Origin of the sequence: Sphingobacterium sp. CZ-UAM, from assembly GCF_002000245.1 — a bacterium.
GTDB lineage: Bacteria > Bacteroidota > Bacteroidia > Sphingobacteriales > Sphingobacteriaceae > Sphingobacterium.
Genome location: NZ_MTCM01000003.1, coordinates 97,425 through 123,459, shown reverse-complemented (window position 1 = coordinate 123,459; position 26,035 = coordinate 97,425). Strand labels below are relative to the sequence as shown.

The 26,035-nt window shown below is 41.1% G+C and carries 21 protein-coding genes; 5 read left to right on the top strand and 16 right to left on the bottom strand.

What is annotated here, in order from left to right:
* Nucleotides 1-132: 132 nt before the first annotated feature.
* The 4 genes from BWD42_RS14405 to BWD42_RS14390 all read right to left on the bottom strand — a co-directional run bounded on the left by BWD42_RS14405 (nt 133) and on the right by BWD42_RS14390 (nt 4,022).
* Complete coding sequence (locus tag BWD42_RS14405; RefSeq protein ID WP_077437104.1) at nt 133-969, bottom strand: endonuclease/exonuclease/phosphatase family protein; 837 nt, start codon at nt 967-969, stop codon at nt 133-135.
* Nucleotides 970-1,326: 357 nt separating this feature from the next.
* Complete coding sequence (locus BWD42_RS14400) at nt 1,327-2,094, bottom strand: glycerophosphodiester phosphodiesterase (protein WP_077437368.1); 768 nt, start codon at nt 2,092-2,094, stop codon at nt 1,327-1,329.
* Nucleotides 2,095-2,203: 109 nt separating this feature from the next.
* Entirely contained in the window at nt 2,204-2,851 is a 648-nt protein-coding gene (locus BWD42_RS14395; RefSeq protein ID WP_077437103.1) for an HD domain-containing protein, read from the bottom strand.
* Nucleotides 2,844-4,022 carry a class I SAM-dependent RNA methyltransferase gene (locus tag BWD42_RS14390; RefSeq protein WP_077437367.1) on the bottom strand — a complete coding sequence of 393 codons (1,179 nt, stop codon included), beginning with the start codon at nt 4,020-4,022 and terminating at the stop codon, nt 2,844-2,846. Before BWD42_RS14390 ends, BWD42_RS14395 begins: the two co-directional genes overlap by 8 nt.
* A gap of 77 nt (nt 4,023-4,099) precedes the next feature.
* Between BWD42_RS14390 and BWD42_RS14385 the strand changes: the two genes are divergently transcribed.
* Together BWD42_RS14385 and BWD42_RS14380 are read left to right on the top strand one after the other, a co-directional pair.
* Nucleotides 4,100-4,474 carry a DUF3127 domain-containing protein gene (locus BWD42_RS14385; RefSeq protein ID WP_077437102.1) on the top strand — a complete coding sequence of 125 codons (375 nt, stop codon included), beginning with the start codon at nt 4,100-4,102 and terminating at the stop codon, nt 4,472-4,474.
* A 292-nt stretch (nt 4,475-4,766) separates the two neighbouring features.
* Nucleotides 4,767-5,231 (top strand): copper resistance protein NlpE, encoded by a 465-nt coding sequence (locus BWD42_RS14380; RefSeq protein WP_077437101.1) that lies wholly within the window; start codon nt 4,767-4,769, stop codon nt 5,229-5,231.
* A 17-nt stretch (nt 5,232-5,248) separates the two neighbouring features.
* On the opposite strand, the gene BWD42_RS14375 is transcribed toward BWD42_RS14380, so the two are convergent.
* The 5 genes from BWD42_RS14375 to BWD42_RS14355 form a co-directional block, all read right to left on the bottom strand.
* A complete protein-coding gene (locus BWD42_RS14375; RefSeq protein ID WP_077437100.1) occupies nt 5,249-6,250 on the bottom strand; it encodes an acyltransferase in 1,002 nt (333 codons plus the stop codon).
* A gap of 17 nt (nt 6,251-6,267) precedes the next feature.
* The gene (locus tag BWD42_RS14370; RefSeq protein WP_077437099.1) at nt 6,268-7,422 is read right to left on the bottom strand and encodes an MFS transporter; all 1,155 of its coding nucleotides are present in this window, start codon (nt 7,420-7,422) and stop codon (nt 6,268-6,270) included.
* 232 nt (nt 7,423-7,654) lie between these two features.
* Complete coding sequence (locus BWD42_RS14365; protein ID WP_254846241.1) at nt 7,655-8,185, bottom strand: fumarate hydratase; 531 nt, start codon at nt 8,183-8,185, stop codon at nt 7,655-7,657.
* Nucleotides 8,186-8,188: 3 nt separating this feature from the next.
* Nucleotides 8,189-9,586, bottom strand: coding sequence for a class II fumarate hydratase (gene fumC / locus BWD42_RS14360; RefSeq protein ID WP_077437098.1), 1,398 nt, complete (start codon nt 9,584-9,586; stop codon nt 8,189-8,191).
* 283 nt (nt 9,587-9,869) lie between these two features.
* On the bottom strand, nt 9,870-10,439 hold the full coding sequence (locus BWD42_RS14355; protein ID WP_077437097.1) for a hypothetical protein: 570 nt from the start codon (nt 10,437-10,439) through the stop codon (nt 9,870-9,872).
* Nucleotides 10,440-10,695: 256 nt separating this feature from the next.
* On the opposite strand from BWD42_RS14355, the gene BWD42_RS14350 reads away from it, so the two are divergent.
* Entirely contained in the window at nt 10,696-12,306 is a 1,611-nt protein-coding gene (locus BWD42_RS14350; RefSeq protein WP_077437096.1) for a S41 family peptidase, read from the top strand.
* On the opposite strand, the gene BWD42_RS14345 is transcribed toward BWD42_RS14350, so the two are convergent.
* The 5 genes from BWD42_RS14345 to uvrA form a co-directional block, all read right to left on the bottom strand.
* Nucleotides 12,296-13,459, bottom strand: a complete 1,164-nt coding sequence (locus tag BWD42_RS14345) for an endonuclease/exonuclease/phosphatase family protein (protein ID WP_254846240.1) — start codon at nt 13,457-13,459, stop codon at nt 12,296-12,298. The genes BWD42_RS14350 and BWD42_RS14345 overlap by 11 nt on opposite strands.
* Entirely contained in the window at nt 13,404-14,282 is an 879-nt protein-coding gene (locus BWD42_RS14340) for a rhomboid family intramembrane serine protease (protein ID WP_077437094.1), read from the bottom strand. Before BWD42_RS14340 ends, BWD42_RS14345 begins: the two co-directional genes overlap by 56 nt.
* Nucleotides 14,283-14,293: 11 nt before the next feature.
* The gene (locus BWD42_RS14335; RefSeq protein WP_077437093.1) at nt 14,294-14,971 is read right to left on the bottom strand and encodes a rhomboid family intramembrane serine protease; all 678 of its coding nucleotides are present in this window, start codon (nt 14,969-14,971) and stop codon (nt 14,294-14,296) included.
* Between the two features lie 13 nt (nt 14,972-14,984).
* Nucleotides 14,985-16,865, bottom strand: coding sequence for a DNA mismatch repair endonuclease MutL (gene mutL, locus BWD42_RS14330; protein WP_077437092.1), 1,881 nt, complete (start codon nt 16,863-16,865; stop codon nt 14,985-14,987).
* Nucleotides 16,866-17,072: 207 nt separating this feature from the next.
* The gene (gene uvrA / locus BWD42_RS14325; protein WP_077437091.1) at nt 17,073-19,913 is read right to left on the bottom strand and encodes an excinuclease ABC subunit UvrA; all 2,841 of its coding nucleotides are present in this window, start codon (nt 19,911-19,913) and stop codon (nt 17,073-17,075) included.
* Nucleotides 19,914-20,249: 336 nt separating this feature from the next.
* Here uvrA and BWD42_RS14320 point away from each other — a divergent pair, with 336 nt between their 5' ends.
* The gene (locus tag BWD42_RS14320; protein ID WP_077437090.1) at nt 20,250-21,305 is read left to right on the top strand and encodes a DUF2157 domain-containing protein; all 1,056 of its coding nucleotides are present in this window, start codon (nt 20,250-20,252) and stop codon (nt 21,303-21,305) included.
* A 9-nt stretch (nt 21,306-21,314) separates the two neighbouring features.
* Here the strand turns inward: BWD42_RS14320 and BWD42_RS14315 are convergent, their stop codons facing one another.
* Nucleotides 21,315-21,992 carry a response regulator transcription factor gene (locus tag BWD42_RS14315; protein WP_077437089.1) on the bottom strand — a complete coding sequence of 226 codons (678 nt, stop codon included), beginning with the start codon at nt 21,990-21,992 and terminating at the stop codon, nt 21,315-21,317.
* A gap of 168 nt (nt 21,993-22,160) precedes the next feature.
* Nucleotides 22,161-23,480, bottom strand: coding sequence for a sensor histidine kinase (locus BWD42_RS14310; RefSeq protein ID WP_077437088.1), 1,320 nt, complete (start codon nt 23,478-23,480; stop codon nt 22,161-22,163).
* 113 nt (nt 23,481-23,593) lie between these two features.
* On the opposite strand from BWD42_RS14310, the gene BWD42_RS14305 reads away from it, so the two are divergent.
* Nucleotides 23,594-25,966, top strand: a complete 2,373-nt coding sequence (locus BWD42_RS14305; protein ID WP_077437365.1) for an outer membrane beta-barrel family protein — start codon at nt 23,594-23,596, stop codon at nt 25,964-25,966.
* Nucleotides 25,967-26,035 lie beyond the last annotated feature (69 nt).

Below are 26,035 nucleotides of genomic sequence, written 5' to 3'. Positions count from 1 at the left end.
ATATCAAACAAATCTCATTTCTGATCCTGATTATTGCTAATAAAAAACACCCTAAAAGTTGATCGGGACTTATAGGGTGCAGTTCAGAAAAATATCCGCTATGGAAAAATTGTTATTTAAATACAATACCTACTATTTCCATGAAAGTGTTGTCACAACAGGAAAATGGTCGGAAGGAAACTTACTCAGATAAGTGTCTGTTAAAATACCATATTTCTTTGCTTGGAAAGGTTTGGTGATAAAGATATGGTCAATACGACCAGAAGCTCTTAGGCTCTTTCCCCAACCATTAAAAGAAGAATTGGGTTCATATTTAAGCGGAGATACTTCATGTACATCAGTGACCACATTACTTTTGGCAAGTGTAAAGTAAGCCTCATCTTTTTCGTCTACATTGAAGTCACCTGTTAAGATCAGCGGAAGATCCTTCGCAAATTCTTTTGCTTTGGCTAGGATCAACTTCGCACTTTCCGTTCTGGCGGTACGTCCGATATGGTCAAAATGTGTGTTCATAAAAATAAAGCGCTTTTTATTGGCTTTATCTTCAAAAATTCCCCAGGTACAGATGCGTGGTAAAGCCGCATCCCAACCTTTATTCGGATGTTCGGTATCTGTTGCAGAGAGCCAGAATGTGCCACTTTTTATGGCTTTGAACCGATTGGTATTGTAATAAATTGCAGAGTGCTCCCCCTCTTGTGCACCGTCATCACGACCCACACCAACATAATCGAATCCCGGAAGTAGCGTTTTTAGATCCTGAATCTGATCATGAAACGCTTCCTGAACACCGAATATATCAAAACCATGATATTTAATCAGGTTGGTCAAAGGCACTTTGCGGTCAACCCACATATTACCTGTATCTACTGTATTTCTTTGTCTGATGTTGTATGTGGCTGCAATAAAATCCTGTGCATAGGAGATATACGATAAGCATAATGCTGCTGCGAGAATAACGTATTTTTTCATCTATATTAATTATTTGTTCATCAATTATTTAGATTAAGGCATTCACGCTGCCTTTGGCGGTATAAGTGTTCATCTCATCGGTATAAATGAGCTCATTTACTTATTAAATTAGTACTTTAAAGTATTCGTGAGCTCAATCGTTCGGTTCACTCGGTGTGTTTTTTCAGTGGTGATGAAACTATCAGATTAGTCATCGAGTGTATGTGTTAAGCTGCATTGATGAGCTCGTTTTGCTCGATTATTCAATCTTTGGTATGATCGAATAAATCATGATGGTTTCATCAGAATAACTAATTCGGGAACAGCTACTTCACCAGTATGTAGATGCGCAGTATTCCGTCTTTGTCATTTAGTTCATTATTTTTTCAATACCTGAAGCAATAGTTCCGGTTCATCTGTTGTGATAAAATCGATCTTTTGTCCAATTAGATTCTTCATTTCTTCTTCGGTATTGACTGTCCATGCATTCACCTTCATATTCAGTTGATGCGCTTCCTGCAACCAGCTTGCATTCTTTTTAAAGACCGAAAAATGGTAATCTAGGCCATTGACTCCCGCAGCATTCACATCTGCAGGTGATTTATCGCCATTCAAGTATTGAATATTTGCTTTAGGTGAGAGTTCATGAATCTTTTGACAAGCCTCAAAACTGAATGCGATATAATCTGTTATTTTCTCTGCTTTCAGATTTTTCACCATTTCAACAGCTTTTGTTGCAGCCTCAAGCGTGCGTTCTACACCGAGTTTGTTTGTTTTTAACTCCAGGATCAGGCGTAGGCCTTTCAATTTTTTCCCAGCTTTGATATACTCTTCCAATGTTGGGATAGACTCTCCGTTTGGATGCTTTTTTGCTAAGAGCTCTGTGTATGTTGCTGTCGCGATGTCGATTCCATAGAAATCATTGTCGTGGTTGACAACAAGAATATTGTCTTTGGTGAGATGTACATCAAACTCAGATCCAAAGAGTTTAAGGTCATGTGCGGCTTTTAAAGAGGCAATAGAATTTTGGGGAAGATGACTGTTTTTCCATACGCCACGATGTGCAATTGCTTTGGTCTGTGCAAATAGTGTTGCCGATGAAATGACCATAGCCAAGGTCAGACAGCTAAAAATGTGTTTTTTCATATGTGTTAGTTTGAAAGCTGATTTTGCAGCATAAAAAAAGTGGTACTTTTTATCCTGATTCACAAGATCTAAAGTACCACTTTTATATGTAGTTATTGTTAACTGTAATTTATTTTTTACCATTCCACTCTGCCATGAATTCATCCAGGAATTCAAGCATATATTGGTGGCGGTGTTCCGCGATTTTTTTTGCGGCCTGTGTATTCATTTTATCTTTCAACAGGAGCAGCTTCTCATAGAAGTGGTTGATGGTCGGAGCTTCGGAATGTTTGTAGGCTTCCTTATCTTTATATTCCTGTACCGGGACGTTGGGATTGTACATTTCACGGCCTTTATTTCCGCCAAAACTGAAGGCCCGCGCAATTCCTATTGCACCGATGGCATCCAAGCGGTCGGCATCCTGTACAATTTCCATCTCTTTGGAATGGAACGAAACTTCACCAAGACTTGCTTTAAAAGACATGTTAAAGATGATTTTTTTAACATGGTCAATGATTTCAGGAGAAATTTCTAGACTGGCCAAAAACTCTCCGGCAACGCGAGGGCCAATTGTTTCGTCACCGTCATGGAATTTGCTGTCCGCGATGTCATGCAGGAGTGCTGCTAATTCACAGACCATGACATCAGCTTCTTCATCTTCTAAAATTAACTTCGTATTGTTCCATACGCGTTGAATATGCGACCAATCATGGCCTGCTTCTGCAAATTTCAAACGATCTTGCACAAATGCGACTGTGCGTTCAATAATGTTATTCATACAATACTTTTGTTTTTTCGCGAGTACCCTCGTATAATTCGTATTCTAATAATCTACAATCTAATTTGCCATTATAAAATTCTATCCGTCTGGATGCACGGAGCCCGATTTTCTTTGCGAGATCCGGATTTCCGGTAAATATATAGCCTCTATAACCTTTGCACTCCTGTTTCATAAAATCACCCATGCGTTTGTAGGTAATTTCCAACTTAGTATGCGTACCTAAACGTTCACCGTATTCTGGATTGAATAGGATGACTCCTCCCTCTGTAGGAACGTGAGTTTCCGCAAAATCGCATACTTCAAATGAAATTAATTGTTCTACGCCTGCAGTGCGGGCATTCATCTTGGAAACGTTGATCGCTTCTTCGGATATATCCGTAGCAATAATTTGGGGAGCTGCTTTCTTATTGATCTGATCCTTTAATAAGCGACGTTCCTGGAAGAAAACCGTTTCATCATAACCGATAAAATGCATGAACGAATAATTCATGCGCAATAGGCCCGGTTTTCTATTGGTGGCGATCAACGCCGCTTCAATAGCTAAAGTCCCCGATCCACACATCGGATTGATAAATGCCGATACACCGTCCCATTTTGACGCAATGATGGTTGATGCTGCTAAGGCTTCCAGCATAGGGGCCTTGCCCGGAATCTTACGATACCCATGTTTCGCTAGCGTTTCTCCAGAGGTATCCAGGAAAATTTCAGCACGGTCATCCTTCCAGTAGAGGTGAACGACAGCTTTGTTATTTTCTGGACCTGAATTCGGACGCATACCTTTTTTATCTTTAATACGATCTACAATCGCATCTTTCACTTTGACATTCGCAAATAAAGGCGTGCTAATTGTCTCATTGTCCACATTGGAACTCACCGAGAAATAACCATCGAATTGAATGAGCTCTTCCCAGGCAATCGTGCTCAGCTCTTCATACAGCTCGGTAGGATTGTTCGCTGAAAATTCCTTTAAGGAATATAGAATCTGCGAGGCGGTACGCAAGTTCAGATTGAGCTTGATCGTATCGTTTACGCTGACTTTCAATTCGACTCCAGTAGGAAATGCCCTGACAATGTCAAAACCTAACTCTTTAACTTCCTGTTGCAAATACGGCGATAAGCGTTTATTGCACGTAATGATAACTTTATTGGGGGTGTTGAAAACTTCCATCATATTTTGTACAAAGTTAATTAAACTCTTCCTCAAAAATTGCTTAATTTTACGCTTTAATATTTATTTTTTTGATTATGGAAATTAGAGGAAAAGTACACGAGATAGGAGCGACACAACAAGTGACAGAATCATTCAAAAAACGCGATATGATTGTAGCTTATGCCGAAAACCCACAATTTGTTGAGTATATCCGTTTTGAGTCAACACAAGACAGAACTTCAATTTTTGATAACCTAGCGATTGGCGAAGAGGTAGAGGTATCTTTTAATCTTCGTGGTCGTCCATGGACAAATAAAGATGGCGTAACGACATATTTCAATTCATTGGTTGCATGGCGTGTAACAAAATTAGGAAATGCTGCTCCGGCACCATCTTCTCCAGGTTATGCGGATATGCCTGCTCCTGTGGATTTGTCTGGCTCATCAGATGATGATGACTTACCATTCTAGTCTGAAATAAGACATTCAAATCCTGTCGGCATAGCCGAAACATGCATAGTATGTGTCGGATTTTGTCTTACAGTATATCATATAGACTGGACTGCCCGTTTGAGCAGTCCTTTTTATTTTGTACACATTACGCCTTGGCTTCCTCCCCTTATTTGATAACCAGCTAATTCGCTGTACGCTGTGGGCACCATCCCTTGTTTTATGACGGGGAATTTTTTGAATCACATAAATATAATTTTCTTGGCGTCGAAATTGCTTGGTATCGGATACATTTAAATAAAAATAGCATATTATGAGATCAGCAACATTACTTATTTGTCTCGCAGCACTTTCTCTGAGCGCTTGCAATCAAACAAAAAAAGAAAATCAACAAGTGGTAACAACAGATTCCTCCGATCACACAGCGATGACAGCAGATACCACCCATACCTCTCAAAATTCCCTGGATTGGCCCGGTAAATATGAAGCAACGATCCCCTGTGCGGATTGTGAAGGGATCAAAACAAATATTACCTTAAACAATGACAATACTTTTTCTATAGTAAGTGAATATATTAATAAGAACACCAAAGTTGAGGATTCGGGTAAGGTCATGTGGCATGATAACGGTTCGGTTGTACATTTGACAGGCAAAGAAACCAATATGAAATTAAAAGTAGGTGAAAATAGACTGATCGGATTGGATCAGGAAGGCAAAGAAATCGATGGCCCTAATGCAGATCGCTATATTTACAATAAGGTCGAAGGCGAAAAATAAGAGCCGATCAAATCGAATTAACCACTCACATATTTCCCCAGTGGGATCTTGCGCAGGCAATACGTCAGTAAAGCACTGGCGAGCAAGGTGAGAATCGCTGCGACCGGTATTTTCCAAAGTGTCGCTAATGGTAGCAGTGGATGAATATAGTTCAAAAACAAGATATGGCTTAAATAGATGCCAAAGCTATGGATGTCGATGAATTCCCAGAATGCATTCAACCGTTCTGGGAGTTTTAGACATTGGATAAAAACAAATAGTAAGCCTGCACTTAACGCAATATTAGGTGAAAGATAATTATATAATGTTGGGTCAAATTCCCCTTTTTCCACACTAAGATAATAAGTCCCCCAACCCGTAATCAGACAACAGCCTATAAAGAATGGGAGGCTATACCATCTTAACAGGGGGATTGGATGACTGTAGAGATAGTAACCCAAGACGAGATAACCCATGTAGCCTGTAAAGAAGGTTAGGTCAAAATTCGGAAGATAGGCATTGAACCATTTGTTGCTGAAAAACAGTGAAGCAAACCACAGGCATAAGAAAATCTCAATCTCTCTTTTTGAACAGTTCCGGATCATTTTTCTCAAAAAAGGGATTGCTAGATAGAGCCCGATAAGCATGTAGAGGTACCATAGGTGGGCGTTGCTTCCTGACTTTAAGCGAATTAACACAATGTTAATAACTTGTGGAAAACCAACATACTCAAAATCAATATAACGGATAAAATAATAGATCAGGTAAACAATGGTCCAGAAGACAAATGGCGGAATAATTTTAAACAGGCGCTTTTTGTAGAATGTGCCTGTATCTTCGTCTCGTTGTAAAAGTAATGCACCGGAAATGATCACAAATAGCGGAACGGCAAAGCGCGAAAAGCTGTTGATCCAATTGGCGTAATCCCAGTCAAAAGAATCAAAGTCGTTACTATTTAAGTAGCCTGAAGAAGAATGGATCAAGATAATCAAAAAAATTGCGATGATACGCAATACACTGATATAACTGCTTCGGGCCATTTGATTTTTTTTAGATGTTAGCTACTCTTATTGTCGTAAACCTTGAGATACAGCAAGGTCAGCAAAGCGCCGATACTTGCCATGCCCACACCTACCAGAGAGGGGGTATTGTATGCTAATCCCAAAGTGATGGGAATTCCACCCAAAAATGCGCCAAGTGTGTTGCCGAGATTAAATGCAGCCTGCCCACCCGCCGCAGCTAAAGTTGCAGCCTCTTTCGAGGCGCGGATTAACATCAACTGTGTCGGCGAACCGATAGTGAAGGATACTAAACCGGTAATGAACGCTAGAGGATAAGCTGTCCAACCCAGAGGCGAAACAAAATAGACCATAACCAAACAGAGTGCCATCGCTGAAAAACTAGCGATCGCTGCTTTTGTAGGTGATATCGTGTCCGCCAATTTCCCACCGATCAGATTTCCGAAAAACATACCAATACCTATCAAAATCATAATCAGGGGCACCCGGTCAGCTGGAACGCCGGAGACCTTGGTTGCCAATGGAGCAATATAGCTGATCCAGGCAAACAATCCACCTGTACCAATTGCGATAATCGCCATCAATAACCAAGCAATCTTTTTGTTGAAAAAGCTGAGCTGATTGAATATATTATTTCCTTTCGAAGCCTCGATTTTTGGCATCCAAGTATATATTGCGGCGAAGGTAATTAGTCCCAGTATACTGATGATGCCGTAAGTCAGTCGCCAGGAATAATGATGGCCAAGATAGGTTCCTAACGGAACTCCGGCGAGGTTTGCAATGGTCATGCCCGTAAACATGATCGAGATGGCCTGAGCTTCTTTTCCTTTGGGAGCAAGTTTAGCTGCAACGACAGATCCTACACCAAAAAATGCGCCATGTGGAAGTCCGGCCATAAAACGTGAAATACTGATCAGAAATTGTCCTGGTGCAATACTGAACAAGCCGTTGAAAATAAAAAAGAGCAACATTAAAAAGAGTAAAACCTTTTTAGGAGGATACTTGCCCGTAAATAAGACCAATGTCGGAGCGCCCACAACTACACCGAGTGCATACAGCGCAATAAGATGTGCCGCGGTAGGGATTTCGATATGCAGATCCTTCGCGATATCAGGCAGAATACCCATCATCGTAAATTCAGTCATCCCGATGGCAAGTCCCCCAAAAGCTAAGGCAATTATTCCTTTGTTCATATGGATGGTTGGAAGTTGATAGTCAAAAGTAAAAATAAAAACTGGGTTATTACATGTTGATTTTTACATCGCTGTAATAATTGCTTTAGTCAAGCCAATCGATCTAGAGCGGGGAGAAGTAGACCCGCTAAATGCCAGGCTTAGAAAACAAAGATTAAGGAGCAAGGATTAAGGACAGTGTTCGTAAGCCGCTGGCTTGAACAGGTAAAGTCTAAATACTAACATCCCAATACTAATATCTCTTCTTAGGCACGCAGGTGATATCTTTGATCTTTCTCAAGATAATAGGACGTTGATCTAATCGACTCTCCAATACAACGGAGTCCGCGGAATGATAAGCAACTTTAAAACGTGGAATATATTGCCCCGAGAGGTAACAACCTGAGATCTTCTGTTTGCCATTTTCTTTGGTATATATACCGTCTACGATAACAGAATCTCCCCGTAACACATAAATCCCTTTGGCATGCTCTGTCCAGGAACCGTTTTTATAGCAACTGTCCGGGATAGTCTGTACTTTGTTGTTCACATGCATTGTCGCATAAACCGAATCACAGGTAAACTTAAATTCAGCCAAGGTATATTGCATCATCTGCTGCTGTCCCGGGATACTGTCCTGTACCCACTCCCCCTGTAAAAACGGAGCGCCTTCACCCTGCATCTCCGAATTAAATTTGCAGGCGGTAAAAAAGAAAAACATACCTATGGCAAGAGCCCATAGGTATGTTTTCGATGATATATTTTTTATTGAAATTATTGCCACAGCTTATTTTAAACTTCCAACCATCTCTTCAGGTTTTACCCAGGCATCAAAATCTTCCGGCGTCACATAACCCAGACGTACGGCTTCTTCTTTAAGTGTCGTACCGTTTTTATGTGCCGTTTGAGCAATTTCAGCAGCTTTATAATACCCAATTTTCGTGTTTAATGCAGTTACCAACATCAACGAGTTGTCAACCAATTCTTTGATGCGTTTGTAGTTAGGCTCGATACCTGCAGCACAGTGTTCTTCAAAAGAAACACAGGCGTCACCCAGTAAACGTGCAGATTGCAAGAAGTTCGCTGCCATCAATGGTTTGAAGACGTTCAACTCATAATGCCCTTGTGTACCACCGATTGTGATCGCAACATCGTTACCCATCACCTGAGCTGCTACCATCGTTAACGCTTCACATTGTGTAGGATTCACTTTGCCCGGCATAATAGATGATCCCGGTTCGTTTTCAGGAATAAGGATTTCACCAATACCTGAGCGTGGGCCCGAAGCCAACATACGGATGTCATTCGCAATTTTATTCAACGCAACTGCCAACTGTTTCAACGCACCATGTGTTTCAACGATAGCATCATGCGCTGCTAAAGCTTCGAATTTGTTCTCCGCAGTAACAAATGGAAGACCTGTAAATTCAGCAATGTATTTGGCAACAACGACATCATAACCCTTAGGTGTATTTAAGCCAGTTCCTACTGCAGTACCACCCAATGCAACCTCAGATAGATGTGAAAGTGTATTTCTTAATGCTTTTAGGCCATGGTTTAATTGTGCCACATAGCCAGAAATTTCTTGACCTAATGTTAACGGCGTTGCATCCATCAAGTGTGTGCGGCCGATTTTAACAACATTCTTGAATTCTTCCGCTTTTTTAGCCAATGTATCACGCAGTTTCTCTACACCTGGGATAGTTACTTCGGCAACCGCTTTATAGGCTGCAATATGCATTCCGGTTGGGAACGTATCATTTGACGACTGTGATTTGTTGACATCATCGTTTGCTTTTAATACAGGTTCGCCTTCGCCAATCGTATGTCCAGCCAATACGTGGGCACGGTTTGCCACCACTTCATTCACATTCATATTCGACTGTGTTCCCGAACCAGTTTGCCAGATCACCAATGGGAATTGATCGTCCAATTTACCCGCTAGGATCTCATCACATACAGTTGCAATGGCATCACGTTTTTCGACAGGTAATACACCCAATTCGTGGTTTGCATAGGCTGCTGCTTTTTTTAGGTAGGCAAAACCTGCAATGATTTCATGTGGCATAGAAGCTGCCGGTCCGATTTTGAAGTTGTTGCGTGAACGTTCAGTTTGTGCACCCCAGTATTTATCTGCAGGTACCTGAACTTCACCCATCGTATCTTTTTCAATTCTGAATGACATATTGTTTTGTATAAATAAAACGTAAAAATTAATCAGTAGCTGTGCATAACACAGAACACATCGACCACAAAGTTAACGGATAATACAGTAAAAAGTAAAAATTAAAAGGTAAAAATCAAAAATTGAAACAATTAGTGAGCCATCGACTTGTATAACCAAGGTTTTACTTCTCACAGCTGAAAATAAAAAAAGCTAATCATCAAAAACTGGAAACAGTCAGTAAGCTATAGGCTTGTATAACCAAAATCCATATACCCATTACTCAATACTCTTTACTCATTACTCAAAAACCAAGGCGCTTACCCAAGAATTCATTCACATGATGAAATACTTGCTTTGGTTTTAATGCACGCCAAGATAATTCATTGAGTGCACCGCCAAAATTGATGTAATAATCAATATTCTGTTGTTGAAACTCCTGAATGACATGGTCCCGGAAGCCCACGCCCGCAATCCAGCCATCGTCGATATCCTGGAACCATTCCTCGTAATAGGAATCATCTGAAGTATGGAAATTCAATACATTCTCTCCAATAAGGATAAAATACTTTATACCTTGACTGACCATAACATCGATAAGCTCTCTCTTCAACAGCATAATATCGTTGTATATGGCATCATTCCATTCGCCGATCAACTCGATAATACAGTATTGTTTTTCATAATCGACAAATAATACCTTTAAATATAGCGTGAGCGAGCCAAATTCATCCCATTGCGGATGCAACAGAAAGTTATAGATCTGTTTATCGAAATCGAATTCGCTGTAGACTGTACCATAAAATGGTGATTGTTCGTCTTCGGCAGCGATATAATAGTCGCGCCAATTGTAGTAAGGTTCGATTTCGTGCATATTTTAAATTCCTTTCCAAGTTCAAACTAAGATAAATTTGTGCTTATTTCCAAGTTTCGTTGCTGCTATTTCCCATTTTTGATTAAATCCGATGACAGGAGTTTCAGCAGGTAAACAGCCAGCGACAATTTTTTGTTTTTAATGTAAAATTATACGGCTGTCTATGAGTTAAACCGAATAAACTTGTTACTTTTGAAGGGTAAATTGAGGAGCGCGCAGGCTCGGTTTATCATTTTATAAACACTGGTTTTTTCCAATGCAAAAGAGTATCAAACGAAATATTTTTGTAGCCGCTACATATGCGGCGGTATTGCTCCTTGGCTTGCTGTTGGGTCAGAATTATGCCGAAGAACAAGGAAGCAACCAAAAAACAACTTTTTCCAGTTTGGGCTCCAATAGTAATTCGGATAAATTGCAGTACCTCATCCAGCTGATCGCTGAAAATTATGTTGACAATATTAGTGTAGACACGGTGCAGGATGAAGCCATTGAACACGTAGTTTCACGTCTCGATCCTTTCTCTACATTTTTACGCCCCAATCAGGTGCTCGCTAAACAGGAGACCCTGGAAGGTTCTTTTGATGGGATAGGGGTAGAGTATTTTCGTTTGAAGGATACGCTGCTTGTGGTAGGAATGGTATCCGCTGGACCAGCGGAGAAAAGCGGCATGCGAATCGGTGACCGTATTCTAAAAATCGGCAACAAAGATCTTGCAGGGAAAAAGGTTCCTGAGGCAGAGATAGAAAAATTAATCCGTGGAAAAAAGGGAACAGCTGTACTTATTTCTATTCAACGGAATGGACAGACACTTGTTAATCCACTGAAAGTTATCCGCGATCAGGTAAATGTAAGCAGTCTGGATGCGTCCTATATGATTGCACCCAAAACTGCTTATATCAAGATCCGACGCTTTGGACATAAGACTGCGGATGAATTTAGACAATCATTGATCGATTTGCGAAAAAGCGGTGCCCAGGATCTTATCCTGGACCTCCGGAATAATGGTGGTGGATTTGTGCATACTGCCATTGATTTGGCCGGACAGTTTTTCAAAGAAAAGAGACTGTTGATGTACACCGAGGGAGCCAATGAATTACGTCAGGATTATTATTCCGAAAAACCCGGTGACTTTAGTGATGGCCGTGTTGTGGTATTGATCAACGAAAGTACAGCATCAGCAAGTGAGATCTTGAGCGGCGCTTTACAGGACTTAGATCGGGCCACTGTCGTGGGAAGACGATCCTATGGAAAAGGTTTGGTTCAGGAACAATTTGATTTCTCAGACGGTTCGGCGGTGAATTTAACCGTAGCACGTTATTATACCCCCCTTGGCAGATGTATTCAACGCAAGTATAGCCGGGCAAACTTTGATGCTGCGAAATATATGACCGGTTTTGACCTATGGACACTCGATACCGAATTTCGTCAAAAGGAAATGTTTACGACAAGTAAAGGCAAACTGGTTTTTGGTGGCGGCGGAATTTTGCCTGATGTGAATATCCCAATTGATACAAACGAAACAAGTGCGAAATATCGGGAGATCTACCACTCAAATGCAATCGAAGAATTTGTATATGATCGGTTCACCAAGCATCTCCCCGCATATTCCATTGAAAACTTTATCAGTGGATACCATTTACCCGCAGCAGAGTTTGATCTTTTTATCTCTTTTCTGAATGCACAAAAACGGATTCCTGTAACTGCGAATGAGGCAAAAAATCTACATGATCTGATTCAGTCGGATATCGAAGCGCTGGTCGGAAGATATTATTTTGGCCGTGAAGCCTATTATAAAATAAAAAACAGAAGAGATAAATTTATCGAAATAGGCCTCAAATCTTTAGGGTATCAGCTGCCTAAGGTTTAAGCCGCAGATCTGACCATACCGGATAATGGTCGGAGAGCTTCTGTTTGACAACCTGATAATTCATAACCTCAAATTTTGGACTGGCAAAGATATAGTCAATCTGAAAAATCGGCAAAAGTGCGTGATGGGTAACGCCCCATCCATTTCCCTTTTCTTTGAAGGCATTATACATGCCATCACCTATTAGATTCACCGAGTAACTCATTGGTGTATCATTAAAATCGCCGACAGCAATGTAAGGATATTGGCACTCATTCATATGCTTTTTTAGCGAATGCGCCTGTTCGCTACGGAGCTCAAAGGCATTTTTTAATTTCCTGCTCAACCGACGGGTTGCCCTGTTGTCAGCTTCATTCTTATTGGACAGATTCTGAATGAACTCTTTGTCTTCATTTTGTAGCGCAAACGATCGTAGGTGGATATTATAGATCCGAACCAAGGTATCCTGCTTTTTGACATCGACATAACATATTCTGTTGATGCCGTAATCATTGTCTCGTATAGTCCCCGAATCATAAATGGGGAAACGGGATAAAACAGCCATACCGTAAGCCTCATAGTCATTTTTGGAACTGGGCTCAAAGAAGAAGTAATCGTAGCCCAATTTGTCTTTAAACTCCTCTGAAAAAACATGTTTTCCTTTGATTTTACTGATATACTCCTGAAAGCAGATGACATCAGGTGAGATGCTATCAATGATACGCACTACGTCCGCTTTAAAGTTCTTTTTTTCATCATCGACTTTTTTGAACAGATGTGCATTAAAGGTCATGATACGCAATGTTCGTGTTTCAGGCGGAATAGGCGGGTTTTCTTTTCGGATATTCCAGTGTTTGGTTAGGAAGGGCCAGCCCAATAAAATAGCTATCAAGGAGTAGAGCGCTACCTTTCGTTTACGAAGTAACCAATAGCATATAAAACCAATATTGACCAAAAGAATGGGAAGATAGCCTAAGCCCAGAAACGCAATAGGCCAAAAAGATTTCGGGTTGATGAAGGTCGCTGAATAACTCATGAGCAACGCGATGATCGCCAGCATGTTTGCCAGGAACATGGTTTTGCTTATAAATCCCAGTTTTCTCCTTAAAAATGTCCTTCTATCCATCAACCTTGTCGCCACTATTGCTTGCCCTAAAGAGCGTCTCTTTTTCATGGTGTGTCAGACTTTCATAACCAGATACTGAAATCTTGTCCAGGATGGCATCGATTTCATCCTGATTAGGTAAGTCATAACGATGTTTCCGATTTGTCGGTATATGATTGCCTACAACAACTTTCATTTTTGCAGGCTTTTTTTGTTTCTTCTGAAAAACTGTAGACCAGTCTATCCCCGATCGTAAGGCATAGGTAAAAGCCATTCCAAAGAGAACGACAGCAAAGTAAGACACTGCAGCAGGTCGGTTGCCAATCGTGAAAAATAAGAATTCCAACGCAAAATACACGATAGCTACGACCTTTAATTTAACCGTACCAAAAAGTAAAAGCCGTAACTCATAATTCGGGACCAAAACGACAATGGCAGCAAGTACAGCGGCCAATGGGTGGGCTCCACCCATTAAGTGCAGATCTGTAGGTGGCGGAATCAGGGTGCCAAAACCAACATAAAGCATACTGCCTAAGAGCCATGAGCTAAGGTAGACAAAGAAAAATTGTCTTTTATTTAAGAAGGTAAAGAAGATTTGGCCAACCCAATACAACCATAAGCTGTCAAAAATTAAATTCAACAGCTGGACATAGACAAAATTGGACGAAATCACAGACCAAGGTTGCGCTAGGAAGGCCGAAAAATTACTAGGTAAGCTCAAATGCTTGACAATAGGCTGTAGGAAACTTTGAGAGATGAATTTTAACTCAAAGAGCAGGTCCAAGAAATAAATGAGGACAAATAAGCATACCTGAATACTGATCACAACCGGAATCGGTGAACCTGTCTTATACGTTTGTCTCCAAAAATCTTTTAAACCAATGCTATTCATGACGCGTGCTATTAATAAATTCCCTTTCTAATCCGCCAAAGTTTGAGCAGCAAATAGCCAAACAGTGCACCACCAACGTGTGCGAGATGGGCTACCGAATCACCCGGTCTGGATAAGCTCATATAGATCTCGATCAAAATATATCCTCCGATCATATATTTTGCTTTGATTGGTACAGGAATAAACAAAAATTGAAGCGGTATGTTTGGGAAAAGGTAAGCAAAAGCGAGTAATACACCATATATGGCACCAGAGGCACCCAGCATACGAGAAGTATAGACCTCTTGCACTAAGCCTGGATTAGATGTGTTTAGCGTAGACAAATCCAAACTATGGTGCAATGGGAAAAAACTTCCTGTTGCATTAAATATTTCAACACCCTGAACCCCCATTTGCAATAGCCATGCACCAATACCCGAAATCAGATAGAAATTCAAAAAACGTTTTGAACCGAGCACTTGCTCGATCATTGGGCCAAAGATGACCAAAGAAAACATGTTGAAGAAGATATGACCCAGATCAGCATGCATAAACATATGTGTAATAACCTGCCAAATTTTAAAATAAGGCGAATCTGGGTAGAAAACCGGAAGATAATTATACGCAATGGGCACAAATTGCGATCCTAAAAAGAATACAATATTTACGATCAGTAAATTCTTGATAACGGGTGTCAATTGTTGAAACATATAGTTCTATCTTCTAGTTTTTGCCAAATTTTTCTGCTAATTCCTGCAGGGTAAATGTTACGATAACCGGATTGCCATAGATGGAGATATTCGGTGATTGACAGGCAAAGAGCTTGTCGACCAATTCTGCCATAGCCGTATTGTCAAGCTGTGTGCCTGGTTTGATCGCAGCATTACGGGCAAGGCTTTTCGCCAGGTTCTCGCGTTTAGCTAATTTGTATTCGGATTGATTATTTTTATAATCTTCCAATATTTTTTCAATCATTTTGATCTCATCAAAACCTGTTCCCAAGTCAGCTGGAATTCCGTCAATAATATAGGAATTTTTTCCAAATTCACGAATCTGAAAACCTAGACCATTGATGTCGTCCAATAAGTCCTTCATGAGTTCATTATCCGCAGGGTTGAGATCGATGGTCTGTGGGAATAAACTCTGCTGGCTTAAACCTTTATGTTGATCAAGTTGTGTCAGAAACTGTTCAAACAATATACGTTCGTGGGCAGCTTGTTGGTCAATAAGAATGAAACCAGAGTGAATCTGCGAAACGATATACTTGTTGTGTAGCTGAAAAAATAATTTAGCGGAAGTTTTATCTTCTACTTGCATAGCTTGGGGCCGATCCGTTTCCAATTCGGAATCCCTATGCAAAGGCAGCTGTACAGACTCCTCCTTTTCGACGATTTCGTACAATGAATCCCAGTTGCTTGGTATTCCCCCCGTTTTTTTCGCCAAGCCCTCGGCATAATTATCCGATCTGGAATAGGATGATTTGGACTTGTCTGTGTCAAAAGGGTTGAAATCAGGATTAAAGGTCACCGTCGGCGCTATAATTTCATCCAATGATTTCTTTGTAATCAGGTTGGAAAAACTTGTTTCCTGTTCGAAATCCAAAGAAGGCATGATATTATAGCGTCCCAACGACCTTTTCACTGCCGAGCGGATGATCGCATAAATTGCTTTGTCATCCTCATATTTGATTTCAGTCTTGGTGGGGTGTACGTTAATATCGATGCGGGCTGGATCGATATCAATAAAGAGGACATAAAATGGAAACGTTTCCGCTTGCATAATATCCTCGTACGCATTCATAACCGCATGGTGTAGATAAGGATCACGTACAAATCGTTTATTGACAAAGAAAAACTGCTCGCCACGCGTTTTCTTTGCAAACTCAGGTTTACCGACAAATCCATCCACTTTAATAATGGACGTATCCTCCTCTACAGGAACCAACCGTTGATTATAGTTGTTCCCGAAGATATGGACAATTCGTTGTTTCAACGTCTCAGCAGGGAGATGATAAATTTCATTCCCATCACTATGTAAGGAGAGAAAAATCTGAGGATTGGATAAGGCAATACGTTGAAATTCGTCAATGATATGACGCATTTCAACAGAATTACTTTTTAAAAAGTTCCTGCGGGCAGGAATATTGTAAAAAAGATTTTTGACTAAAATATTGGTTCCAGCAGCAACAGCTTCTGGATATTGGTTGACAACTTTTGATCCTTCTATTTCGACGACGGTGCCAAGTTCATCTTCGACACGACGTGTTTTAAGTTCGACTTGCGCTATCGCAGCAATAGAGGCCATTGCTTCCCCACGAAAACCCATCGTGCGGATCGCAAATAAATCCTCCGCTTTGCGGATTTTTGAAGTCGCATGACGTTCAAAGCAAAGACGGGCATCCGTTACACTCATGCCACAGCCATTGTCAATGACCTGGATCAACGATTTACCTGCATCCTTAACAATAAGTTTGATTTTGTCAGCTCCAGCATCAATGGCATTCTCAATCAATTCTTTAATGGCAGACGCTGGCCGCTGCACCACTTCTCCCGCCGCAATCTGATTAGCAACATTATCTGGAAGTAATTGAATAATATCCGACATATAATACAAAGTTACGAAATATCCATATTTAGAAAGCACAAACCCAAATGAAAATCAACGGGATGTTCCATATCGGTGCTAAAACCGTCTATGGCGGGATATGTGCTTTTAAAACATAGCGTGATGAACAAACGAAAATCCCTACGAGCCGATGCTCTCAACCGGAACCGGTCAAAAGTCAGGCATTCCCCACAGTAATCTGTCGGGTTACATCTCCAATTTTAGGAATCGTGCGGTTTCGCTTTTCTTGTTTTTAATTAAATTTTCTGGGGTGCCTTCAAATAATACCTGACCACCCTCTTTCCCTCCTTCAGGACCGATATCAACCACCCAATCTGCGGATTTGACAACATCCAGGTTATGCTCGATAATTAATACCGTATTACCACGGTCTACCAGTCGGTTGATCACACCCATGAGCACATTGACGTCTTCAAAATGAAGGCCTGTTGTCGGTTCGTCGAGAATGTAAAATGTGTTTCCGGTATCTTTCTTGGAAAGTTCTGTGGCAAGTTTCACCCGCTGAGCTTCACCTCCCGACAAGGTTGTCGAAGATTGCCCCAAGGTAATATAGCCTAAACCTACATCCTGTAAGGTTTTGATTTTTCTATAAATACTTGGTACATTTTCAAAGAAATCGACAGCATCGTTGATACTCATGTCGAGTACATCCGAGATAGATTTACCCTTGTAGCGTACTTCCAAAGTTTCTCGGTTATAACGTTTTCCATGGCATGTTTCACAGGGAACCTGCACATCAGGTAGGAAGTTCATTTCAATCACCTTCAAGCCCGCACCCTGACAGGTCTCACAACGGCCACCTTTGACATTGAAAGAAAAACGACCAGGTTTATAGCCTCTGATTTTCGCTTCGGGAAGCTGCACAAAAAGTGTACGTATATCGGAGAATACACCAGTATACGTAGAAGGGTTGGAGCGTGGTGTACGGCCAATAGGACTTTGATCGATTTCAATGACTTTATCGATATGTTCCAGACCTTCGATCTTTTTGAATGGAAGCGGAGTCGCTTTTGCCCGGAAGAAATGTTTATTTAAGATCGGGTACAATGTGCCGGTAATCAAACTCGATTTACCGGATCCCGAAACACCTGATACAACAATCAGTTTACCTAATGGAAAGCTTACTGTCAGGTTTTTCAGATTATGGCCTGTAGCACCATGAATGGTCAGCGTTTTGCCATTGCCTTCACGCCGTTTCTCGGGGATCTTAACCTCTTTTTTCCCGTTAAGATACGCTGCGGTCAATGAATCCGATTTTAAGATTTCATTAGGTTGTCCTTCCGCAACGACTGTCCCCCCATGAACGCCCGCCGCTGGCCCCATATCAATCACATAATCCGCATGTAGGATCATGTCCTTATCATGTTCAACAACCAACACCGAATTGCCGATATCACGTAAGTTTTTAAGTGCATTGATGAGGCGCTCATTGTCGCGCTGATGTAATCCGATGCTTGGTTCATCCAGAATATAAAGGACGTTGACCAACTGCGAACCGATCTGGGTTGCCAAACGGATGCGTTGCGCTTCCCCACCGGATAACGTCTTGGCTGTACGATCCAGTGTCAGATAATTCAGACCCACATCCAACAGGAAGCCCAGACGGGCCCTTATTTCTTTGAGTATTTCCGTAGCAATGACCAATTGGCGTTCATCCAGTTTGCTTTCCACTTGATCGAACCATTCTTTTAACGCCGAAATATCTAATGTCGATAGCTCGTGTATATTCTTGTCTGCAATCTTAAAGTGAAGCGATTCTTTCTTCAATCGGGCTCCTTCGCAGGTAGGACAGGTCACTTTGGTTCTGAAATCATCCAATGAGGGCGCGTCGTCCGAAGATTTTCCGGAGAATTCCTCAAGCATTTTAAAGATACCTTCAAATTCCACACGGTATTCACGGGCACCATAGCTTCCGTACGATACAGTGACAACGATAGGTTCTTCTTTATTACCAAACAAAAGTTGGTCGATCTGCTCGTCATTTAGTTTCTCCAGCGGCGTTGTTACCGCAAAATCCAATTTTTTGGCTACGGCTTTAAGTACCTCAAAAGTCCAGTTTTCCCGTGTTGGACCCAAGGGAGCCAGGCCACCTTTTTGAATACTGAGTTTTTTGTCAGGAATGACAGCATTTTTATCAATTTCAAAGATATAACCTAAACCATCACATGTCGGACAGGCACCATATGGTGAATTGAACGAGAAGGTGTTCGGTTGCGGTTCATCATACGATATTCCTGATTCCGCATCCATTAGGTAACGGCTGTAAAATTGTTCCTGATTATCTTTGGTAGACACTTTGATAATGCCTTTTGCTGTCTTCATGGCTTGCATCACCGAAGTCTGCAGTCGCTTTTTATCTTCACGTTCTATTTTCAGACGGTCCACGACAATCTCGATATCGTGAATCTTATAGCGGTCAACTTGCATTTTGGGGACAAGGTCTAGTATTTCACCATCCACACGCACTTTGACATAACCCTGTTTACGAATTTGTTCGAATAGCTCCCGATAATGTCCTTTTCGTCCTTTTACAACAGGAGCGAGGATATTTAAGGCTTGCCCTTCAAACTCATCCAAGATACGGTCGATCACCTGATCGTCAGACATGCGTTCCATTTTTTTGCCAGTGACATAGGAGAACGCTTCTCCAGCACGGGCAAACAAAAGGCGCATAAAATCATAGACTTCGGTGATGGTTCCTACGGTTGATCTTGGGTTTTTGCTCGTTGTTTTCTGCTCAATGGAAATTACAGGACTCAGACCCGATATCTTATCCACATCCGGACGCTCCATACCACCCAAAAACTGACGGCTATAAGCGCTAAAAGTCTCCATATACCGGCGTTGTCCCTCCGCATAAATGGTGTCAAAAGCCAAAGAAGACTTTCCACTGCCACTTAACCCAGTGATAACGACCAATTCATTTCTTGGAAATGAAACATCAATATTTTTAAGATTGTGCGCGCGTGCGCCAAATACCTGAACTTCACTCTGTTCGCCCAAATCTGGGCTTCTTTTTACTGCCATGAAAACTCCTTAAAACCCTGTAAAGGGATAAAATGCAAAACATGCAAAATTACAGATTTTAAAGGAATTATGCGAGCTTATCTAACTTTTGGAACAAAATGTGAGATACAGGTGATGAGGAACTCTTGTGATGCTGCAATGAGTTAGGAAAGTTACGAAGCTTATTGTTATCTTGTAGTCGGCTAAGGTGATTAGGGCAACCTTGTAAGCTGTAAGTTTATACAAGAAGAGCCTCGAAAATTAAACGTTAATTTTAAAAAATAAATGAATTTGTAAATCAGCGCTATGTTTCACTAAGGTCCCAATACTCAATACCCAATACTCAATACAATAATAATGCGAAAATACGACGTCAGCAAACAGGAAAAACAGTCCATTGAAGATATTGTCCAATTTTGGAAAAAGGAGAATCTATTGGACGAACAGAAAGCCACTGAGCTGATGGATAGTCTCGACGTGAAGAGTTTTGACTGGGGCCAACTGGCTCGTTATGCTTTTTGGATCGCCCTGGCCTCACTGGTATTTGCTGTTTTTTCGCTATTTACAGATGCCTCTTTTTTGGCCTTTGTCGATACGCTTTATGAAGCGCCCAATATTTTATTCTGTTTCTTTTTTGCTGCTGTCGCCGTATTATTCTATACACTGGGTTTTCGCTACAAAAAACGCTATCCCTATAAAAATCTTTCCACCGAGACCATGATGTTGATCGGTGTGTTTGGAACAGCAGCCTGTATCGGTTTTATGGGCAAGGTTTTGGATAAAGATACCATGCATTATTCCCTCTTATTTTTACTCTCCGTTGCGATATACGGTATTCTTGCAGTAAAGCTCGATAGTAAACTGATCTGGACCTTTATGTTACTGGCACTGGGCGTCTGGTTCGCGACCGAGACAGCCTACCATAGCAATTGGGGATTTAAATTCTGGGGTATGAACTACCCTTTGCGCTTTACTATTTTTGGCGCAATGATCACAGCGGCAGCTGTTTGGCTGCAGCCACGTTTCCAGCGCCTGCAGAGCTTTCAGCCGGTCAGTTATATCATCGGATTGATTTACCTCATGGTCTCTTTATGGACACTGTCCATTTTTGGCAACTATTCGGATTTTTATGAATGGACCACGGTACGTCAATACCATATGTTTTATTGGGGTATTTTATCCACGGCAGTGTCCGCTTTTCTTGTTATTTATGGATTAAAGGCAAAAGATAATGTCACCCGCGAAGTGGGCTTCGTTTTTTTGGTGCTGAATATCTATACGCGTTATGTGGAGTATCTCTGGGATAATATCAATAGAGCTGTATTTTTCTTGATCCTAGCAGTTTCCTTTTGGTTTGTTGGGCGCTGGGCAGAAAAACTGTGGAACAGACGAAAAGAGGAGCTTGAAAGGTAATAATAAGTTTCAGAAATAAACCGTAAATCCAACACCGCGATTCGAACTGATACGGAGGGCAGGATCATGGCTTAGGTATTTGCGTATACGTGTGATAAACACATCCATGCTTCTGCCGGTAAAAAAATCGGCATTTCCCCAGACCTTTTCAAGAATATCTTCCCGGGTCACGAGCTGACCATTGTGCTGGCATAAGAACAGGAGCAAGTGTGCTTCGCGCTCTGTAAGTTTATATTTTTCCTGGGCATGGCTTAACAGCAGTTGGTCGGGGAAAAACAGATAAGAGCCAATTGAAATCGAACTTGACAGCATATGTTTTTGATGACGTTTTAAGATATTCTGTATGCGAAGCAACAATTCTTCTGGGTCACAGGGTTTGGTGATGTAATCATCAGCACCGATTTTCAGGCCGGTTAGTTTATCGATCTTCTGCTCTTTGGCCGTCAAAAAGATAAAAGGAAGGAAAGGAAAAAGCCTATTGATCTCCTTTGCCAGGGTAAAACCGCTTACCTGTGGAAGCATCACATCCAAAATAATTAAATCATACCCTGAAAGCCTCTGAAAGTCGGTAGTAAGGTCATTCGGTTGCATAATCCAATCCACATTAAAGTCTGAAAGCTCGAGGTATTGCTTCAACATAAATCCAAAATCTGGATCATCTTCTACAAGTAATAGTTTATTCTTCATTTTAATTTTGTCTAACTGGTATTTGGCTTTTGTTCTAGATCTTCATAAAGCTTGCTCTTTTCTAGATCCTGTTCAAATTTAATGGTGGAGCACTTACTTTCCTTTCACAAATGTTCGCTTTTGACATAACCCTTATTCCTCAAGGTTGGGATTTTATCACGAAGTAAATTAACGGGGCAGCAGGATGATAAAAGTTGTCCCTTGCTGCAATTTACTGATCACCTTGATCTCCCCACCGTATTTCCTGATGATATTCTTAACAAGGAACAGACCAAGACCCAAACCTTTTGTGTCATGGATATTGTCTTTTTGTATACGGTAAAACTTTTCAAAAATATAGGGTAACTCGCTCTCTGCTATGCCTTGACCATTGTCTTTAACTTGAATGGATAAATAGTTTTTCTGTGCTTCAAAACGAAGCCCCAACGCTGTGGCGCCGTATTTAACTGCATTATTCATCAAGTTGTAAAATAACGTCGTCGCATCAGTGAGGTTAAGACAGATTTGCGTGTTGAAGCTTGGCTCCACAGTAAGTTTGACCGTTGGATTGCATAGCTGAAAATCGCTAAAAATGGTCTGTAGTTCATCCACTGTTATGGGGGATAAGTTTATTGCGCTTTGATTCTCGTTTAGTGGATCTAGTGTTTGCTCCAGACGGCTTACCTGACGTTCGATAACCGCGATGATCTTGTCATCGGCAGACTTGCGGAGTGTTTTAGCGGCAATTTTTAAGGTCGCAACAGGCGTTTTTAGCTCATGCGAAATATTGTCTACGACATCATGTAATACTGCGATCTGTTTGTCCTGCCTTCGGAGATTCTTGATGGTTCGGTAAAACAGCCATATAAATGCTGTCAGAATCAATATGGTGCTCATAAATAAAGAGGTAAGCTCCTTGAATAAAATCCAGTTAAGATTGACTACTTCATAGGAAGTTTTTCGTGGAACGGAAAATACATATAATATTTCTTTGCTCTCAATACGACCTTCGATCTTATTTGTTTCAGTTTTTTCGGTGACCCATTTACTTGTGGATAATTCCATGGGATGGTTGAAGGCTCCTTGTGTGGTATAAACGGTGATCGGTCCCCTGACCAATGGTTTTACAGCATCTTTATAATAAATGCCCAATATTTCCTGTTTAAGGATGACATGCATACCGAGAGGTTTGAATACACTATCGACATATTTAGTGAGCTCGTTGGAAGTTTTCTGTGCATGTATCTGATACAGGTGTTTTAGACCATCTTCGGTGATCTCTTTCTTGACCAGTTTGATGTAATAATCTCTGGCGATATCCTTACTTAATAGGTTGTGGTCAAAAATAAGATTTGAGTCATCTATGTTGTCTAGCTTTTTTTTGACCAGGGCAAGGACCTCGCGTTGTTTGAGTTGGTAAGTGTTGTACAATTGATAACCTTGTATGCCAATAAGGACAGCAAAAAATACGATGAAAAGGGTAATATAATTTTTAGGTTTCAATTCCATATACAAATATAATGGCTTGCAAGAAAGATCATACACCTTAACATAGCATTAACTCTTCATTAACCATGCTTGGCGGCGGTAATGGGCAATTTTGGAACATGAAATACCGAAATATGAAAGGATTATTATTTTTGCTCTTAGCGCCTTTGCTTTCTACAGCACAGGTCAAACAGGTCGGAGGACATATTCAAAATGGAAATAACGAGCGACTGGCTGATGCATCTATTGTGTTATTGGATAGTACCTATCAACAGATTCGCGAAATGAAGACGGATCATTCCGGAAAGTTTGCATTAGCATTAACAGAGCATACGAAATACTACCTTAAAGCATCACATTTGAATTTTGGTACCAAGGAATTATTTTTTTATTGCGATACCATACATAGCCCACTGGTCCTGACACTGCTGCCTAAGGTAAAACAACTTGAAGAAGTGAATGTTGTAGGCCGACAACCCCGATTGATTCGCAAGTTGGATCGTCTTGAATTTAATGTGCAGCAGAGTAATCTTTCAGCACTGAATACCTGGGATATCCTTAAACGCACACCTCTGGTGATGGCAAGCGGCTCAGACTTAATGGTCAGAGGAAGCAAAAAGATTATGGTGCTGATCAATGACCGCAAGATTCTGCTCAGCGGTGAAGAGCTGAAAACCTATCTGGAGAACAGCGCTGGCAACGATGTGCAGTCCATCGAGGTAATTACCAATCCCCCTGCAAAATATGAAGCCGAAGGTAGTACGGTTATTAATATCAAGCTTACCAAATCTACCTTGTACGGGTATAGGGGTTCAGCAGTAGCTTTGGCGGAAAAAAGCACGACCTGGAAACAGATGTTCGGATTGACGCAGTATTATAAAAACGAAAAATTCAATCTACGCGCAGCATACAATTTTGGGCGCGGCACCTATGCCCGGTATGAAACAAATTATGTCTATTATCCAAAGGAACAGAATTCATGGGAAGGTACTATGGACCGTTTCGATACCAATAATAGCCAAAATAGCTATGTCCTTTCGATGGAATATACTCCGGACACCACATGGTTGATTAATATGGGCTTAACCGGTTATTATGGGCCGAGGTCCTACGGCGTCTATGAGGTACCTACAGCCATCTATAACAAAGACCGTGTGCAGGAATCCAGCTATTTTACAACAAATGATCACGAGCGGTCCAATAAAAACAATAATCTTTATCTCCAGGTGACGAAGAAACTCAGTCCCCAATGGAGTATTAATTGGGCTTCTTATTTCACGTCCAGCCAGGCGACCAACGATCAAGATGTTTTGACGGCACTGAATTTTAAAGGAGAAAGGCCATCGAATACGCGTTTTATCAGTAATAACACGAGTGAAAACCGACTTTTTTCCACACAGATAGACATGAAGGGAAAGTTAAAAGGGCTAGAGTTCGAGTTTGGGGGCAAGTTTAGTACTGTAAAAACAACAAGTGACCTGATATTTTCGGACGATGAATCAGGTGCCCTTCAATACCGGCCCGACAAGAGCAGCCTATTCGATTACAAAGAGCGTAATGCCGCCTTATATACATCGTTTAACTATAGCTGGAAAAAATGGAGCTGGAAAGCGGGCTTAAGAGGGGAGTATACCGACTTAGAAGGGAGGGTTTCCGAACCGGAGGATATGAATAAAATGGATTATTTTGTATTATTTCCCACTTTCTATATACAATATGCGCTCTCGGATCAGCAGCAGTTCGGGCTTTCCTATGGCAAACGCATCAGCCGCCCCGCTTATTCATGGCTTAATCCGGCGAAATCCTATTATAATCTGTTTTCATATTTCCAGGGAGATCCCCGCTTGAGGGCTACAATTGTGCATAACCTCAACCTGACCTGGACAAAGGATAATTGGAATGTGGATTTATTTTATCGTTTTGAAAAATGGCCTAATATGGAAATTGCTTTGCAGGATAACGTCAACCACCAGTTGATCTTTCAATATACCAATATTCGGAAAGGACAAGGGGCAGGGATAGACCTTGGGAAAAACTTTCAATTGACCGCCCTTTGGGGATTAAATCTGCAGTTGGAAGGGATGTATAATGAGAATTATTTTATGGGCGCGGATGCGGTGCTACATAAGAACGATGTTTTTATCGGTAATGGAAATATAAGCTCAAACTATGTCCTGGACAAAAACGCCGGCTGGAATCTGGAACTCGGCAATACGTTTACTTCACCGACTATTCAGGGACCATTCCGAATTACAGGCTATTCCAGCACCTATGTGATGAGCAATCGAAAGTTTTTTAATAAACGGCTGGAAGTCAACCTGGCATTTATGGATATTTTCAGGACAGAAAAAATGAGAATCTCGTCAAAATATGCCGATCAAAACAATTATTTTGACGATTATCGGGATACAAGAAAGGTAACTGTAACGTTGCGGTATCATTTTGGCAACCAGAAGGTTAAGAGCAACAATCAACCGACTAAAACCGAAGAGCAAAAAAGACTTTAGCCCCACATTATTTATATAGCCTTCTATCGTTCATATTTCAAACAAATCTGAACGATAGAAAGCTTAAAA